The sequence below is a fragment of the Longimicrobiaceae bacterium genome (genome assembly GCA_035936415.1).
In the GTDB taxonomy this organism is placed as follows: Bacteria; Gemmatimonadota; Gemmatimonadetes; order Longimicrobiales; family Longimicrobiaceae; genus JAFAYN01.
Window position 1 is genome coordinate 1 of the sequence record DASYWD010000228.1, and the last position, 16277, is coordinate 16277.

The 16277-nt window shown below is 70.5% G+C and carries 13 protein-coding genes; 3 read left to right on the top strand and 10 right to left on the bottom strand.

What is annotated here, in order from left to right; all coding sequences use genetic code 11:
- Both VGR37_09235 and VGR37_09240 read left to right on the top strand, forming a co-directional pair.
- Positions 1–212 (top strand): hypothetical protein (locus tag VGR37_09235; protein HEV2147570.1); only part of this gene is annotated, 212 nt, incomplete at its 5' end.
- Positions 213–240: 28 nt separating this feature from the next.
- Positions 241–792: an outer membrane beta-barrel protein gene (locus VGR37_09240; GenBank protein HEV2147571.1), complete on the top strand. Its 552-nt coding sequence runs from the start codon at positions 241–243 to the stop codon at positions 790–792.
- Between the two features lie 313 nt (positions 793–1105).
- On the opposite strand, the gene VGR37_09245 is transcribed toward VGR37_09240, so the two are convergent.
- The 10 genes from VGR37_09245 to VGR37_09290 form a co-directional block, all read right to left on the bottom strand.
- Entirely contained in the window at positions 1106–2623 is a 1518-nt protein-coding gene (locus VGR37_09245; GenBank protein ID HEV2147572.1) for an FAD-dependent oxidoreductase, read from the bottom strand.
- On the bottom strand, positions 2620–4116 hold the full coding sequence (locus VGR37_09250) for a polyamine aminopropyltransferase (GenBank protein HEV2147573.1): 1497 nt from the start codon (positions 4114–4116) through the stop codon (positions 2620–2622). The genes VGR37_09245 and VGR37_09250 overlap by 4 nt, the downstream gene beginning before the upstream one ends.
- Before the next feature lie 173 nt (positions 4117–4289).
- Positions 4290–4502, bottom strand: a complete 213-nt coding sequence (locus VGR37_09255) for a DUF350 domain-containing protein (protein HEV2147574.1) — start codon at positions 4500–4502, stop codon at positions 4290–4292.
- Between the two features lie 10 nt (positions 4503–4512).
- Positions 4513–4701 (bottom strand): hypothetical protein, encoded by a 189-nt coding sequence (locus VGR37_09260; GenBank protein HEV2147575.1) that lies wholly within the window; start codon positions 4699–4701, stop codon positions 4513–4515.
- Positions 4698–6596 (bottom strand): DUF4178 domain-containing protein, encoded by a 1899-nt coding sequence (locus VGR37_09265; GenBank protein HEV2147576.1) that lies wholly within the window; start codon positions 6594–6596, stop codon positions 4698–4700. Before VGR37_09265 ends, VGR37_09260 begins: the two co-directional genes overlap by 4 nt.
- On the bottom strand, positions 6593–6994 hold the full coding sequence (locus tag VGR37_09270) for an S-adenosylmethionine decarboxylase (protein ID HEV2147577.1): 402 nt from the start codon (positions 6992–6994) through the stop codon (positions 6593–6595). Before VGR37_09270 ends, VGR37_09265 begins: the two co-directional genes overlap by 4 nt.
- A 158-nt stretch (positions 6995–7152) precedes the next feature.
- On the bottom strand, positions 7153–7614 hold the full coding sequence (locus tag VGR37_09275) for a DUF393 domain-containing protein (protein HEV2147578.1): 462 nt from the start codon (positions 7612–7614) through the stop codon (positions 7153–7155).
- Positions 7611–7985: an OsmC family protein gene (locus tag VGR37_09280; GenBank protein HEV2147579.1), complete on the bottom strand. Its 375-nt coding sequence runs from the start codon at positions 7983–7985 to the stop codon at positions 7611–7613. The genes VGR37_09275 and VGR37_09280 overlap by 4 nt, the downstream gene beginning before the upstream one ends.
- A 6-nt stretch (positions 7986–7991) precedes the next feature.
- Positions 7992–8777, bottom strand: a complete 786-nt coding sequence (locus VGR37_09285; GenBank protein ID HEV2147580.1) for an SDR family NAD(P)-dependent oxidoreductase — start codon at positions 8775–8777, stop codon at positions 7992–7994.
- 282 nt (positions 8778–9059) lie between these two features.
- Positions 9060–10709 (bottom strand): SpoIID/LytB domain-containing protein, encoded by a 1650-nt coding sequence (locus VGR37_09290; protein HEV2147581.1) that lies wholly within the window; start codon positions 10707–10709, stop codon positions 9060–9062.
- A gap of 547 nt (positions 10710–11256) precedes the next feature.
- Between VGR37_09290 and VGR37_09295 the strand changes: the two genes are divergently transcribed.
- Complete coding sequence (locus VGR37_09295; GenBank protein ID HEV2147582.1) at positions 11257–16227, top strand: hypothetical protein; 4971 nt, start codon at positions 11257–11259, stop codon at positions 16225–16227.
- Positions 16228–16277: the final 50 nt, after the last annotated feature.

Below are 16277 nucleotides of genomic sequence, written 5' to 3' on the forward strand. Positions count from 1 at the left end.
GTGCGACGCTGCGCCGCCGCTCGGGCGGGGAGGTGCGGCTGGAATGGCGCGACGGCGACCGGCGGATGGCGCTGGTCCGCGATCCGCGCACCGGCGAGGTGCTCTCCTTCGCGCGCGACGGCGGGGCGGCGCTCCGCACCCGCTCCCCGGAGCTGGAAGTCCTCTTCTCCGACGGCGTCCGCACCACCCGCAGCACCCTCCGGGTGCAGTGATCCGCCCCCTCGCCCACCCAGACGCCGCATGAGAACCGCCCTCGCCGCCGCGCTCGCCCCGCTGGCGCTCCTGGCCGCCACCCCTGCCTCCGCCCAGCTCGCCCTGGAGCTTCGCGGCGGCGCGGGAGCGGGATCGTACGGCGCCACCGCCGCCGGCTTCCAGCTCGTCCCGCAGCCGGCGGGGAGCGCGGCGCTGTCCTACGCCTTCCGCCCCGGCTTGGCCGCGTACGCCGGGTACAGCCTGGTCCGCTTCGGATGCGACGAAGGGTTCTGCGTGGGCGCGAACCCCACCTTCACCTCCCGGGGGCTGGACGCCGGGGTGCGCGTGCGGCTCCCGGCGGGCCTCTGGGTGCGGGGCGGGGCCGTGATGCACACGCTGGAGGGGACCGGTTCCCGCGGGAGCGAGAGCGCGGACGCGGCCTTCGGGATCGGGGCCGGCGCGGGGATCGGGATCCCGCTGGGGAGCCGCCTGACGCTCACGCCCGGGGTCGGCTACACGCGCTACACCGCCTCGACGTCGAGCGGCGACGAGCCGGTCGCGATCGTCACCGCCGACGTGGGGCTGCGGTTCTCGCTGTAGGCCCCCACCCGGAGGCCCCCACCCGGAGGGGCCCCCACCCGGCTCGCTTTAGGCTCGCCACCCTCCTCCAATTCTGGGGGAGGGCTTTTTGTCAGCCGCGGCATCGGAGCGAGTCGGCGGCGGCCCCCTCCCCCGGCCCCTCCCCCGCAAGCGGGAGAGGGGAGCACTTCAATTGCCGTTCGGCACCTCGCGGAGAGGGTCGCAGGGAGGGGGTGGGGGTGGTCGGAGGAAGAAGTGGATGTCTGAGCGAAGCGAGTTCACTTCTTCCGGAGACTACCCCGCCCCCGACCGCCCTCGCGAGACAGTCACAGCCTCACCGCCCGATCCGCTCCAGCACCCGCTGCGCAGCGGTGATCCCCCGGTCCTGCGCTTCCTCGAACAGCGACAGCCCGCTCAGGTCCGAGTGGGCGTAGAACACCGGCCCGTCCGCCTCGTCCAGCGCCCGGCGCGCGGGGGAGGACAGGAACCCCGGCGTGGGCCGCACCATCGCGTGTCCCATCCGCATCACGTCGATCCGGGAGACGCAGCGGCGCAGGTCGGGGTGCGCCCGCTCCAGGTCGGCCAGGATCGCCTCCGCCCAGTCGCGCCAGCTCCGCCGCAGGAGCACCTGGCGGGCCTCGGCGGGCGGCGCGTCCGAAAGGGCGAGGTAGTACGTCCAGACCGCGGCGTCCTGGTGGGTGCGGAGCGACTGGTGGCTGGCGGCCACGTAGCCCAGCGAGGGGGAGTCGTAGAGGACGTTGTCCCAGGCGGGGGGGGCGCCGCGCTCGTCGGGGAGGCGGTCGAGCGTCAGGTTGGCGGTGAGCCAGGGGGAGTAGGTGAAGTCGGCCGCGGGGGCGTCCTCCACCAGCCGGGAGGCGAGGAAGGAGGGGGCGGCGAAGACCACCGCGTCCGCCAGGTACTCCGTGTCGCCGGCCAGGACGCGCGCGCCGACGCCCCGCCGCTCCACCCGGTGCACCAGCGCGCCGGTGCGGACGTGCGATCCCAGGCGTTCCAGGAGGCGGCGGACGATCCAGCCGTTCCCCTCCGGCCAGGTGAGCGGGCCCTCCTCGTCCGGCTCGCGCGCGGCGAAGTAGTGGATCCCGGCCCAGGCCGAGGTGTCCGCGGCCCGCGCGCCGTAGTCGTCGCGGCAGGCGTAGTCCGCGTACCAGCGCAGGGCGGGGGAGCGGAAGCCGCGCTCGTCCAGCCACCGCGCGAAGGAGACGCCGTCCAGCGCGGAGGGGCGCCGCCCGAGCGAGGAGGGGATCGTGAACTCGCCGCTCGCGCGAAGGCCGTCCACCTCCTCGTGGAAGCGGCGGAGCTCGGCGCGGCCGGCGGCGGTGTCGGCGACGGTCTCCTCCAGCCCCTCGTGCCACCGTCCCCAGCGGAACACCCGCTCCTCCGGCGAGAAGGCGAGCATCGTCTCGTCCCAGGCGCCGTCCTGCAGCACGCCCAGCTCCGTGAACAGCTCGCGAACGTGCGCCGCCCGCGGGCCGGGGACAGGGACGTAGTGCGCCGCCCACGGGTAGGCGGAGACTTCGTTTTCCCCCCAGCGCGCGTTGCCGCCGGGGAGGTCCTCCATCTCCAGCACCACGAAGTCGCGCATCCCCCGCCGCTCCAGCCACCAGGCGGCGGAGAGCCCCGCGATCCCGCCGCCCACGACCACCACCGGTACGCGCTCCGTGCGGCGCGGGGCGGGGAAGGGGGTGCGGTCGCGGAGGCGGTGCCCGCGCGCGCCGCCGTCGTCCACGAAGCCGCCGGCGAGCGGGCGGTCCGTCTTGGGCGCGCACCCTACCAGCGCCGCCGCGGCCAGGCTCCCCGTGGCCGCGAGGAAGTCGCGCCGGGAGAGCGTCACCGCTCGATCTCCTTCCACTCCTGCCCGTAGTAGCGCACCAGCACCTGGTCGTCCAGCCGGTTGGCCGCCGCCGGCACCGGGAGCATGTCGGCCGGGAAGTCGAACATCTGCGGGAGCACGGTGGGCGTGAGGAAGCGCAGGCCGCCCGGGAGCGCCGTCGGGGGGGCGAAGTCGCCGCGCCCGGCCAGGACGAACCCCCACTCCCCGAACGAGGGGACGTACAGGTGGTACGGCCAGGCGCGGAGCCCGGAGGCGCGCAGCGTCTCCACGATGCTCCAGTACGCGGTGCGGGCGAAGAGCGGCGAGGTGCTCTGCACCACCACCAGCCCCTCGCGGCTCAGGTGGCCCTGGAGCATGCGGTAGAATGCCGTGGTGTACAGCTTCCCCACCGCGTAGTTGGAGGGGTCGGGGAGGTCCACGACCACGAAGTCGAACATCTCGCGGTTCTCCCGCAGCCACACCGCCGCGTCCGCGTTCACCACCCGCACCCGCGGGTCCTTGAGCGACCGCCCGTTCAGCCGGGTGAGCTCCGGGTGCTCGGCGAAGATGCGCGTCACCTCCGGGTCCAGGTCCACCAGCGTGACCTGATCCACGCCGGGGTAGCGCAGCACCTCGCGGACCGCCAGCCCGTCGCCGCCGCCCAGCACCAGCACGCGGCGGGCGCCGGGGAGCGCCGCCAGCCCGGGGTGCACCAGCGCCTCGTGATAGCGGTACTCGTCGCGCGAGGAGAACTGCAGGTGCCCGTTCAGGAAGAGGCGCAGGTCGTCCTTCCACGCCGTGAGCACGATGCGCTGGTACGGCGAGTTGCGCGAGAACACCACCTCGTCCGCGTAGACCTGGCGCTCCGCTAGCCGGGTGATGCGCTCCGCCCCGACCATCCCCGCCGTGAGCAGCGCGAGCACGGCGACGCACCCCGCCTGCAGGATGCGCCTGGCCCCCAGCATCTCCCGGAACAGGTGCGTGGTCCAGAGCGCCACCAGCGCGTTCACGATCCCGAACGCGAGCGCCGAGCGCACCAGGCCGAGCTGCGGGACCAGGAGGATGGGGAAGAGGAGCGACGCGCCGAGCGCGCCCAGGTAGTCGAACGTGAGGACGTTCGCCACCACGTCCTTGAACGCGAACCGGTCGCGCAGGATGCGCATGAGCAGCGGGATCTCCAGCCCCACCATGGTCCCGATGGCGAGCACCAGCGCGTACAGCAGGAAGCGGAAGGAGTCCGTGTACGCGAAGGCCAGGAAGAGCAGCGTGGAGGAGAAGCCGCCCACGACCGCCACCATCAGCTCCACGGCCACGAAGCGCGCCGCCAGCCCCCGCGTTACGAAGCGCGAGAGCCAGCTCCCGATCCCCATGGCGAACAGGTAGGTCCCGATCACCGTCGAGAACATGGTGACGCTGTCCCCGAGCAGGTAGCTCGCCAGGGCGCCCGCCACGAGCTCGTAGATCAGGCCGCACGCCGCGATCAGCAGTACGGTGATGAAGAGTGCCAGGTGCAACTGCTTGTGCCTGCCGTGGGGTGGTTTGCCGATGTGGGGCCGCTCCGGAGCCAGGCCAAACGGCCGGGGCAGGCCCCTCCCCAAACCCCTCCCCCGCAAGCGGGAGAGGGGCTTTTGTCGTGCTCCCCCTTTCTCCCGCTTGCGGGGGAGAGGGGGCCGGGGGGAGAGGGGGCCTACAGGATCGCCGCGGCGATCACGATCGAGAGGGCGATGGCGATCCCGGCCATCATCACCGCGAGCGCCGTGTTGTGCTCCTCGATAATCTCCTTCCAGAGCGTTCCCGGCGTCATCCGGTCGACGGCGACCAGCGCCGCCACGAAGATCAGGATGCCGAGCACCGCGTAGACCGCGGCGGCGAGGAGGCCCTGCGCGAGCTGTTCGTTCATGTCGAAGCTCTCACTTTCCGCCGACGTAGCGTCCCGAGCCGTAGTAGTGGGGGCGGTACGCGCCGGGGTTGTCGCGCACCGTTGGGGTAACGTTCCGGACCTCGTTAGTCCGCAGCATGCTCCACCCGCGGTACTCCGCGTAGCCGAGCAGGGCCAGCACCGCCAGCCCGAAGACGAAGTAGAGCCTGGGTCCCATCACTCGTCGTCCTCCGAGCCGTAGTCGCTCTCCTGCCAGCGGGTGGTCTCGAACCACGCGCCGCCCAGGAGGGAGAGCACCGGGGGGACCGCCAGCACCAGCAGGGCGGCCAGGAAGAAGCCCAGGCTCGGCACGTCGTGGTACACGCGGATGGTGTAGCTCACGGGGGCCGGGCCGTCCGGCTCGATCCGCAGCACGTAGCGCCCGGGCGGCACGGCGGGGACGCGCGCCTCGTCGGAGCGGGATCCCTCGGTCCAGTCCTCCCCGCCGTCCCGGCCGAAGTAGTAGCTCACCTCCCGCCCGAACTCCGTCGCGCGCCCCGACTCCTGCTCGATGAGCGCGTAGTTGAAGTAGACCCAGTTGTTGGCGAGGTCGGTCTGCACGTCCACCCCCAGTGCGGCCGGGCGGCCGGTCAGCTCGAAGGGCTGCGTGACCGCCACCTCCACGTCGGGGACGCCCGGGACGTACCGGTACTGCTCGACGAGCAACCGGTCCGAGCCCACCACCATCCGCCAGACGGCGAACACCAGCCAGAGCAGGAAGAGGATCCCGAACCCCTTCCAGTACGCCCCCGCGCGCCCCGCGTGCGGGTAGGGCTGGTTCGCGTACACCCCCTTGGGGCGCGGCGGCTTCCCCGGGGCCCGGAACGCCTCCCAGATCTTCGTGCCGGGGGTGTACTCTCCGAGCGACCAGGTGGTCTCGCCCTCCGTGGTCTCCGCGGAGAGCATGCGCGGCGGCGCGATGAAGTCGCTCGTGGTCGCCGTGTCGCCGAAGCGGACCTCCCAGGGGAACTCGCCCAGGACGTAGGTGGTCTTCGCCTCGGCCTTCTGGAAGTGCTTGAACGTCTCCCCGTGCAGGTGCGCCACCGGGTGCCCCTTGGCGCGGCCCTGCTTGGGGAGGGTCTTCAGGGGGATGACGTCGTTCCAGTGGCCGTCGTACTCCGTGAGGTAGCGGTACCCCTGCCGCGGGTTGTGGAGCAGGTACTCGCGCCAGGAGTAGTCCGTCCCCTCTACGCGGATGGTGCGCTGCTGAAAGCCGAGCACCTGGTATGGCTCGCCCTTCCACGTCCCCTCGGTCCCCAGCGGGATCAGCGGCTGCACCTTCCGCCGGGCCTTGAAGGTCTGCAGCACCTTCAGCGAGGGCGACTTCGCGTCCAGCACCGAGCTGCACGACCCGCACACCACGTTCAGCGCGTGCTCGGGATCGCGGATGGTGACTCCCGCGCCGCATTTGGGGCAGTTGAGCGCGCGGACCCCGGAGACTCGCCGGGTCTCCGGCTCGCGCAGCTCGGTGAGCCGCAGGTCGTCCCAGGGCACGTACTCGCCGCGGAAGAGGAGCGGCTCCGGCTCGCTGTAGTCGAGCGTGGCGAAGCCCCCGTCCTCCGACTTCAGGTCCACGAAGGGGACCAGCTCCTTGTCCCAGTACTCGAAGGGGAGCTCCCCCTCCACCCCCGTGTAGCGCGCCCGGGTCACCGCCGTGGCCCGGTACTCTGTCCCCCCCCACTGGAAGGCCTGCCCGCGACCGATCTCGTCTGGGCGGGGGAGGGGGCCGGGATCCGGGTCCAGGAACGAGACGGCGTACTCCGCCATGGCGTCGGAGAGCCACCCGCTGCTCTCGTCGCCGAAGGCCAGGTGCCACTCGCTCCACCCGCCGCGCTCGTACTCGTAGACGATGCGGCCCGTGACCTCGAACGGGCGGTCCCGGTAGCGGCCGCGCGTCCCCACCCGGATGGGCGAGGTGGTGGGGGGCGGGAGCGACTTCTTCCCCACGGACTCGAGCTCCAGGTCGTGGCGGACCAGGATGGAGCTGCAGTACTCGCAGACGGTCTGCACCGCGCCGGCCCAGCGGAACTGCACCGGGCCGCCGCAGCTGGGGCAGTTGGAGACCGGGCCGCTCATGGGGCGGGGACGGGGGCGGCGTAGGGGCGGTCCAGGGCGCGCACCTCCACGGAGTCCGCGCCCAGCAGCTCACCGAGCCGGGCGGGGAAGTCCCACTCCGGGCGCGGGGTGCAGCAGAACAGGTTCAGGCAGATGGAGCCGTGCTCCGGGAAGGTGTGGCAGGCCAGGTGCGACTCCGCCAGCGCGCAGAGCCCGGTGATCCCGCCGGGCCCCGGGAAGGCGTGCCAGACGGGCTCCGCGACGGGATGGAGGCCCAGCTCCTCCACCATTCGCGCGAAGAGCGCCTGCAGCGTCGGCAGATGGGCCAGCGCGGCCGGGCGGCAGCCGTGCGCCTCCACGATCCACTCGCGGCCCATCACGGGCGGGCCGCTGTCGCTGTGTTCCGGAGAAGGGGTCACGGGCGGAGCCGGGAGCGGTGAGCGTACGGGAGCAGACGGGGTCCCCCCGACGGTCTACGGAGCGTGCGCGCGTGGAGTTTCCGGCGGTCGGGAGGCGTGCCGGGCGGGGCGAAAGTATAGCGTCCGCCGAGGGGGCGGACAAGCAGGACGGGGGCGGGTCAGCCCGCGCCCTCGCCGAAGTCCACCCGGAGCGGGCGCGACGCGCAGTGCTCGCCGCAGCCGAAGCGGTAGCGGTTCTTTGCGAACCAGCGGTAGAAGCGGTCGGCCAGCCCGCCGACGAAGGGAATCCCGAACACCCACCCCAGCAGTCCGCCCCGGGGGAGCACCTTCAGGAGCTGCTCGATGGCGGCCGCCCCCTGCCACGTCTGCCCGCCGGGGCCGACGAGCTGCATCGCCTCCGCGTACGCCTCGGGCGGGATCCAGGGGAAGCGGTCGAGCACGGTGGTGTTCTGGAAGGGGACCACCTCGATCATCCCGGGCCGGTCCCACGCCCGCAGCACGCCGACGAGCCGGTTGCAGACCTTGCAGACGCCGTCGTACACCACGGTGTAGGGGCGCGCCGCCCCCGCGGCCGGGGCTGCGACCCCGCCGTAGACGAAGTGGACGACGGGGAAGCTCATGCGCCGCCCACGGTGGTGACGACCTCGGGGGGGTGCTCCAGCGTCTTCTTGACGGTGCAGAGCGCCGCCACGCGCTTCGCCGCGCCCTGCCGCTCCGCGGGGAGCGAGGGCCAGTCCACCTCCACGGACATGCTCCCCACACGGTGCGGGTCCTCCACGAAGGTCCACCCCACCTCCACGGCGAGGTCGTCCACCGGGAGCTTGGCGTGGGTCCCCCACGAGGCGAGCACGGAGAAGGTGCAGGTCGCCAGGCTGCTGGCCAGCATGTGGAAGGGGGAGTAGGCCGTCTCGGGGGAGTCGGCCTCGATGGTCATGGGCCCCGCCTTCCCCTCCAGCCGGATCCGGTCGTCCGAGACGAGTAGTATCTTCACGGTCCCTTACCCCTTGAGCCCCAGCAGGGACTCGCCGCCGTCGATCCACACCTCCGTCCCCGTCACGTGGCTGGAGGCGTCCGAGGCCAGGAACAGCACCAGCTGTGCCACCTGCTGCGAGGTCCCGGGCTTCCCGCGCAGGGGGTGCGGCCCCTCCGGGAACTCCTGCGGCACGCCGATCCCCTCGAGGTTGCGGCGCTCGGTGTTCTCGTCGATCTCGGTGTCGATGGCGCCGGGGCAGATCACGTTCACCCGCACCCGCGCGCGGGCCAGCTCCAGCGCCAGCATCTTGGTCATCGCCACCTGCCCGGCCTTGGAGGAGGCGTACGCCGTCGCGCCGCTGTTGCTGAACACGCGCGTGCCGTTCACGGAGGCGTTCACGATCACGGAGCCGCCCTGCTTCTTGAGGTGCGGCACCGCGTACTTCAGGGTCAGAAAGGTGCCGGTCAGGTTGATGGCGATGGTCTTCTCCCACTCGTCCACCTCCAGCTCCTCGACGGGCGCCCACACGCCGTTCACGCCCGCGTTGGCGAACACCACGTCCAGCCGCCCCCACCTCTCCACCACCTCCCGGATGGCGCGCTCCATGTCCCCGGCCTTCGAGACGTCCGCGGTGATCACCATCCCCTCCCCGCCGCACGCCTCGACTTCGCGCACCGTCTCTTCCAGCTCCTCCTCGGTGCGGCTGAGCGCGGCCACCTTCGCGCCCTCCTTCGCCATCAACACCGCGGTGGCCTTGCCGATCCCCGACCCGGCCCCGGTGATGAGCGCGACCCTGTCCTGAAGCTGCATCTCTCCCCCCTGTCTTGGACGTGGGCTTCCTTCCGAAGCAGGCGAGGGCGAGTTGCGATTGTCGTACCAGGGGGAGAGCACACGGGAGGGCCAGCGGTTCAGCCCGTCTTCCCCGGACGCGCCCGGTACCACTCCAGGGTGCGGCGGACCCCCTCCGCGTGCGGCGTCGCGGCGACCCCGAAGGCGCGGGTGGACTTGGAGCCGTCGAGCACGAACGGCGGCTGTACGAAAAGGGCCCGGCAGGTGCCGGGCCCTCGACGGCCGTTCAGCTGAGCGCGGCGCTCAGTACCGCTTTTGCAGCTCGATCCCGGTGTAGTAGAACTTCAGGATCTCCTCGTAGGTGGCCCCCTTCTCGGCGCGGCCGACGGCGCCCGTCTGCGACATCCCGACCCCGTGGCCCCAGCCCCCGCCGTACGCCTTGAAGCCGGCGAGCTCCTTGGTCCGAGGGTCGTGCACCGGCTCGATGAAGAAGAGCGTGCTGAGGATGCCCTCGGGGTTCCCTCTGGCGTTGATGAACTTCAGCGACGAGCGGATGCCGTTGCGGGTGCTCGTGAAGGTGTCCTTCTCCGTTACGTACTCGATCTTCAGGACGCGCCCTGAGGGCCCGCGCTCCAGGACGTTGATGGCGAGCACCTTGCCGACCGGGCCGTACGTCATGGAAAGGAGCCGGCTCATCTCCTCGTTGGTCCACTCGAACGACCAGCGGTGATAGCGGGACCAGTCCGCCTCGTAGTCGCCGCCGTGGAAGGCGCGCAGGTTGGCGGAGATGGGCGCGCGCTTGAAGACCTCCAGGGTGGGGACGTTCTCGGGGGCGGCCCCGCGCTCGGCGTCCAGCTTGCCGGTCAGATAGGGCACCGGATCCGCGCGGTCCAGCCACTCCTCGTACCCGGCGGTGTGGCCGCCGCTGGTGGAGGAGTAGAAGGTGGAGATGGGGCGCCCATTGTAGGTCGCGACCACGCCGGCGGTCTCGTCGACGGCCTGCGTGGAGAGCGGGTGCTCGGCCTCGAAGCCGCCGTACACCTGGTCGTCGATGGTGGCGCGCAGATTGTAGCCGTCCGCGAGGCGCTTGCGGAAGCCGACCAGCGCCCAGGTGCGGGCGGCGACCGCCTGCGCCTTCTGCGCCTCCAGCTCGGGGTAGGCCACCGGACCCAGCTCCCGTGGCACGACGCCGTACAGGTACTCCTCCATGGACAGCTCGTTGATGCCGGCGAGCGAGCCCGCGCTGTTGATCCCCGCCTCCGCCGTGCCGCGGTACTGCCGTCCCGCGATGCGGACGCGGCCGGTGAGCGCCTCGACCACCGGGGCTCCCTCACTGAACAACGTCTCGGAGCCGCTCTGGATCTTGAACTGCGCCTCGCCCTCGGAGAAGGTGTAGGCGAAGAAGGAGACGCCGTTGTGGAGGTTCAGCCCCTTGGCGCCGACCTCGGCCCGCCACGCGGCGCGGGTTGTGGTGTTCAGATAATCCGCCTCGCTAAGCCGCCCGATGCGCAGCCGGGTGCACGGGACGCTGGGCACGAACTCCGTGATGGTGTGGTATCCGGCCGCCTCGGCGTTCGCCACCCACTGGTCGCGCGTGGCGTCGGAGCCGGTGCACGCCACCTGGAGGTAGTAGAACTTCCGCACGACCGGCACAGACTCCAGCGTCACGGTGACGTCCTCGCCCGTGCCGCGCAGCAGTTCCCCGCCGGTGGCCTTGTTGCGGACGACGAACTCGCCGGTCCCGCCGAGCTTGAGGCTTTGGGTCTGCTGCACGACCCCGACGCGGATGGAGCCGGTGAAGGTGCCGATGTCGGCGCCGGACGCGGCCGAGCGCGGCCGAAGGTCGGCGCCGCGCGGATCCGTCGGCAACGAGTCCGAGCAGCCGGCCAGGAGCGCGAGGCCGAAAAGGGCTGCCGAGGGGCGCCGCCAGGCGCGCGATTGGGTTGACCGCAAGGGTACCTCCTACGCAGGGGTGATGCAGCAGGTGGCAGGGATCCGCCGCGCGGACGTCTGCCCCTCGGGAACAGCCGCAAGTCGCCTACGGGCCGGCCGGGTCACGCGGGCGGAGCGTAATGGTAAGCGGTTGGATGGATGCAGGATAGCGCAAAACATGCGGTCGCGCAACCACGCTCCTCCGGAACTCCTCGGGTGCAATCTATCCCTCCCATGACCGCGCCGCCAGGAATCCCGTGGAGCACCGGAACACGCGCTGTGCTCTGGCAGCCCCGCCGCCGGGCCCCGCGAACAGATCCTGTGCAGCGTGCACATCGATTTGCACAGGATATGTGCAGTCTGGTGGGTGCCACCGGGACTGGTTGTTTCCACCCAGGGAGAAGCAGGAAAACGGGTTGCGCGGAACGGGCCGACGCGGAATGCCACTTGCCCTGCTTCGCCGAACGATCCGCCGCAGCACACTTCCCCGCGGATCGATCATTTCGCGCCTGGGGGCGTACGAAGCGTCGCTGGTACGCGTCCCCTGTCCTCATCCCGGAAAGGCCCCATGAGCAAACGGCTCCCCCGCTGTGGCCACGTATGGATCGGAGCTCTGGCGATCCTCGCGATCCCGTCGCTGCCCGGCGTCCTGTCAGGCCAGAACTGCGAGCGGGTGATCAATGCCGAGGTGGTGGCTCTCGACCAGGCGATCTTCTACAACCGGCTGGGGGCGCACGATCCCGCCGGGATGATGTTCGCGCTCAGCAACGACATAGTCCCGATCAGCGGTACCAGCCTGGAAGCGGGAAACGTGCGCCTGCGGGACGGGAAGCGCCCACGTCCGCTCACGTTGCGGATGAACGTGGGCGATTGCCTGCACCTAATGTTGTGGAACCTGCTGAGTTCCCCCGCCAAGGACAACCAGCCCGCTACCCGGAACCTGCTCCTCCATGCAATGGGTATGCAGCCCGTCAACTCGATCGACGACGACGGCTCCTTCGTCGGGAAGAACAGCACGAACAATGTCGCGATGGTCAACGACGGTGGGTCTTACACGTTCTACGCGGAGCGCGAGGGGACCTTCCTCCTGTACAATACCCTCCAGACCACCGGGGGGGATGGCGACGGCGGCACCATCTCCAAGGGGCTCTTCGGGGCGATCAACGTGGAGCCCCGGGGCGCGGAGTGGTACCGCAGCCAGCTCACCGCCGAGGAGATGAGCCTGGCCACCGCGAAGGACGCCAACGGAAACCCGCTCCGCACGCCCGCCGGCCACCCGGTGATCAACTTCGACGCGATCTACCCCGCTGGGCATCCGCGGGCCGGGCTTCCCATCCTGAAGATGCTCACGGACAACAACGCAATGATCGTCCACGCGGACCTGACGGCCATCATCACGGGCCCGAACAAGGGGAACTTCCCGGCGGGCACCTACCCACAGGTGGTGGTCAACCGCGACCGGCACCGGCCCTTCCGGGAGGTGACGGTCATCTTCCATGACGAGCCGGGCCTGATCCAGGCGTTCAACAACATCTTCGACGACCCGCGCTTCGAGCACACGCTGCACAGCGGGCGCGACGCCTTCGCTATCAACTACGGCACCGGAGGCATCGGCGCCGAGGTCCTGGGCAACCGCTTCGGCGTGGGGCCAATGGCGGACTGCGTCGAGTGCAAGTACGAGGAGTTCTTCCTCTCCTCCTGGGCCGTGGGCGATCCCGCCATGCTCGTGGACGTCCCCGCCGACTTCGATGGCGATGGAGACGGGAAGCCGGATCCCGGGCGCAAGGCTACGAAGGCGCTCCACCCGGAGGACCCGTCGAACGTGTACCACAGCTACATGGGCGACCACCTGAAGATCCGGAACCTGCACGCGGGACCCAAGGAGCACCACATCTTCCACCTGCACGCGCACCAGTGGCTGCACAGTCCGAACTCGGACAACAGCACCTACCTGGACAGCCAGGCCATCGGTCCGGGCGGGGGATTCACCTACGAGATCACCTACGACGGCGGCGGGAACCGCAACAAGACGCCGGGTGACGCGATCTTTCATTGCCACTTCTACCCGCACTTTGCCCAGGGGATGTGGGCACTCTGGAGGGTGCACGACACCTTCGAGAGCGGCACCGTGCTCGGCACCGACGGCCGTCCCGCGGCGGGCGCCCGCGCGCTGCCGGATGGGGAAATCCAGGCGGGGACGCCCATTCCCGCGGTGGTGCCGCTGCCGGGCTACGCGCTGGCGCCCATGCCCACGGCCAGCCAGCCGGGCTTCCCGTTCTACATCCCCGGCGTGGCGGGGCACCGTCCGCCCAAGCCGCCGCTGGACACCAGGTTCGATGGCGGGCTGCCCCGGCACGTGGTGCGGAACGGCACTGCGTCTTTCCCGAAGCTCAACACGCTGGACTTCCACAAGGAGAACAAGACCCTCGTGGTCGACTCCCTCCCGGAGGACGGGACGGCGCTGGAAAAGGCCGCCATGAGCTTCCACGCCAGCCGGCAGCACGCCACGTACACGGTGGACCCGGTCACGCTGGCGGTCGGCTCCGGGAGCTTCATTACCAACGGCCGGCCGGGGGTGGCGGGCGCGCCCTTCGCGGACCCCTGCGTGAGCGACCAGGGCGCGGCAATCGGGAACCCGCGCACCTACAAGGGGGCCAGCTTCCAGCTGGACGCGAAGATCAACAAGGCGGGGTGGCACTTCCCCCAGCACCGCATGTTCGGGCTGTGGGACGACGTGAACAGCTTCATCTCGGGGCAGAAGGCGCCCGAGCCCATGTTCATCCGCGCCAACACGAACGACTGCGTCACGTACCACCTGGTCAACCTGATTCCGCACGAGTACCAGCTCGACGACTTCCAGGTGAGGACGCCCACGGACGTGATCGGGCAGCACATCCACCTGGTGAAGTTCGACGTGACCGCTTCGGACGGGGCGGCCAACGGCTTCAACTACGAGGACGGCAGCCTCTCCCCCGGAGAGGTGCGCGAGCGCATCCACGCCATCCGCGTGCAGAACCAGTGTCAGTCGAACGACTCGCGCAACGGCAGCTTCGCCTGCCCGCTCGCGAAGGCGCACCCCTTCTTCGGGGCGGGGCCGAACAACGAGTGGGTGGGCGCGCAGGAGACGATCCAGCGCTGGTACGTGGACGACGTGCTCAACGCGCAGGGCAAGGATCGGACGTTGCGCACCGTGTTCACGCACGACCACTTCGGCCCCAGCACCCACCAGCAGGCGGGGCTCTATGCCGGGCTGGTCACCGAGCCCCAGGGTTCCAGCTGGCGGGACCCGGAGACGGGGGCCACCTTCGGCGGACGGCACGACGGCGGGCCCACGAGCTGGCGGGCCGACATCATCACCGCCAACCCCGATTCGAGCTACCGGGAGTTCAACGTCCAGGTGGCCGACTTCACGCTGGCCTACACCGCGGAGGCCAACCTCCAGCCCCGGCTCATCACCGATCCCATCACGGGCCACCTGACGATGGGGATGGCGGACCCGGCGAACGCAATCAACCCGCCCGGACGGTTCGAGCCCAGCCCGGTGCTCCCGGACCTGCTGCGCCCGCCGGTGGCGAAGGCGTGCCCCAACGGGGCTGCGCCGCCCTGCCCGGAGCTGGTCTCGGCGGACGAGCCCGGGACGATGACGGTCAACTACCGGAACGAGCCCATCGCCCTGCGGGTGCGGAACCCGTCGACCAACACCCAGGCGACGGGCACGGCGGGCGACCTTTCCTTCGTCTTCCAGAGCCGCACCGACCGCGCGGACTCGCGCTTCAACGTGCAGCCCACCTTCTACCCGGCGCTCACCGGCGGCGTGGGGGCGGGCGACCCCTTCACTCCGCTGATCCGGGCGAAGGAGGGAGACCGGATCCAGCTCCGCATCCTCGTGGGGGCGCACGAGGAAGGGCACAACTTCAGCGTGCACTCTCCGCGCTGGCTCTTCGAGCCCGCGGACGCCAACTCCGGGTTCCGGAACAGCCAGACGATGGGGATCTCGGAGCACTACGAGTTCGTGCTTCCGCCCCTGCCCAAGAACTACGTGGGGAGCCAGGCCGACTACCTGTACAAGGCGGGCTCGTCGACGGACGACCTGTGGAACGGCCTGTGGGGGCTGATGCGGGTGTACGTGCGCGGCGACGGCGGGCTCCTGAACCTGCCGAACAACAGCGGCGGGAACTTCCGCGTCAAGAACGCCGCCGACTTCAACGGGATCTGCCTCAAGACGGCGCCGGTGCGTACGCACGACATCACCGCGGTGACGGCTCGCGACGCCCTCCCGGGCGGCACCCTGGTGTACAACTCGCGAACCGGAATGCGCGGTGAAGGGCCGCTCCACGATCCGACCGCGATCCTGTACGTGCGGACCAACGACCTGGATATGCAGGGGAAGCTGAGGGCGGGAGCTCCCATAGAGCCGCTGGTGGTGCGTGCCAACGCCGGAGAGTGCATCCAGGTGACCCTCCGGAACCGGCTCCCCGCCGTCCTCCCGGACCTGCAGGGGTACAGCACGCTGCCCATGATCGTGGACCGGTTCAACGCCAACCACCTGGCGCCTTCCTCGCACGTGGGGCTGCACCCGCAGCTTCTCTCCACGGACGTGACCCGCGGCGACGGCACCAACGTGGGGACGAACCCGATGATCCAGACCGCCGCCCCGGGCGACTCGGTCAAGTATCAGTGGTACGCGGGCGACCTGGTGCTGCAGCCCGACAACTCGCTCCTGGCCACACCCGTGGAGTTCGGGGCCACCAACCTGACTTCCTCCGATCCCATCAAGCACAGCAACAAGGGCGCGATCGGGGCTCTCATCATCGAGCCGCAGGGGTCGTCCTGGAGGGAGGGAGAAAGCAGCGACACCCTGAGCACCTCCCGCGCGTTCGCCTGGGTGTCCCCCCCCGGTGGGGAGTCGTTCCAGGAGTTCGTCCTCCTCTACCAGGACGACGTCAACCTCCGGTACGGGAACGGGGCGCCGGTGGAGAACCTGGCGGATGCGGAGGACCCGGAGGACTCGGGGCAGAAGGCGTTCAACTACCGAACCGAGCCGCTCTGGTTCCGGATGGGGTACGCGCCGAACACGCCGCTGGAGCAGACGCGGACCTTCCAGTACACCGAGGTGATGAGCAACTGGTACGGCGACTACGGCGACCCGCAGACGCCGTTGCTCACCGTCGGCGTGGGGAAGCCGGTCCGCCTCCGGATCCTTCAGCCCGGAGGGCACCAGCGGAACCACATCTTCCAGCTGCATGGACACATCTGGGAGGAGCTGCCGTACACGAACGGTTCGAAGGCTCTCGGGAGCAACCCGCTCTCGGAGTGGAAGGGCTCGTCGAACGCGCATGGTCCCACCAACCACTTCGACGTGCTGCTGAAGAACGGCGCGGGCGGGAAATTCGGGATTGTGGGGGACTACCTGTACCGCGATCAGCCCTCGTTCCAGTTCGACGGCGGCCTCTGGGGGATCGTGCGGGTGGCTCCCCTCTTCTGGTACTGCGAGCCGTATGACCCGGCGGCGGAGAAGCCGTACTGCTACCTGAAGTGACTGCGAAACGAGCGAGGCGGCCCCCGGGGGAGTCCGGGGGGCGCCGCGCC

Bases quoted from the DNA above. Each gene is read 5' to 3' on its own strand.
- VGR37_09240 (HEV2147571.1), top strand. From the start codon at position 241: ATGAGAACCGCCCTCGCCGCCGCGCTCGCCCCGCTGGCGCTCCTGGCC.
- VGR37_09265 (HEV2147576.1), bottom strand. From the start codon at position 6,596: ATGAGCGGCCCGGTCTCCAACTGCCCCAGCTGCGGCGGCCCGGTGCAG.
- VGR37_09295 (HEV2147582.1), top strand. From the start codon at position 11,257: ATGAGCAAACGGCTCCCCCGCTGTGGCCACGTATGGATCGGAGCTCTG.
- VGR37_09275 (HEV2147578.1), bottom strand. From the start codon at position 7,614: ATGAGCTTCCCCGTCGTCCACTTCGTCTACGGCGGGGTCGCAGCCCCG.
- VGR37_09285 (HEV2147580.1), bottom strand. From the start codon at position 8,777: ATGCAGCTTCAGGACAGGGTCGCGCTCATCACCGGGGCCGGGTCGGGG.
- VGR37_09255 (HEV2147574.1), bottom strand. From the start codon at position 4,502: ATGAACGAACAGCTCGCGCAGGGCCTCCTCGCCGCCGCGGTCTACGCG.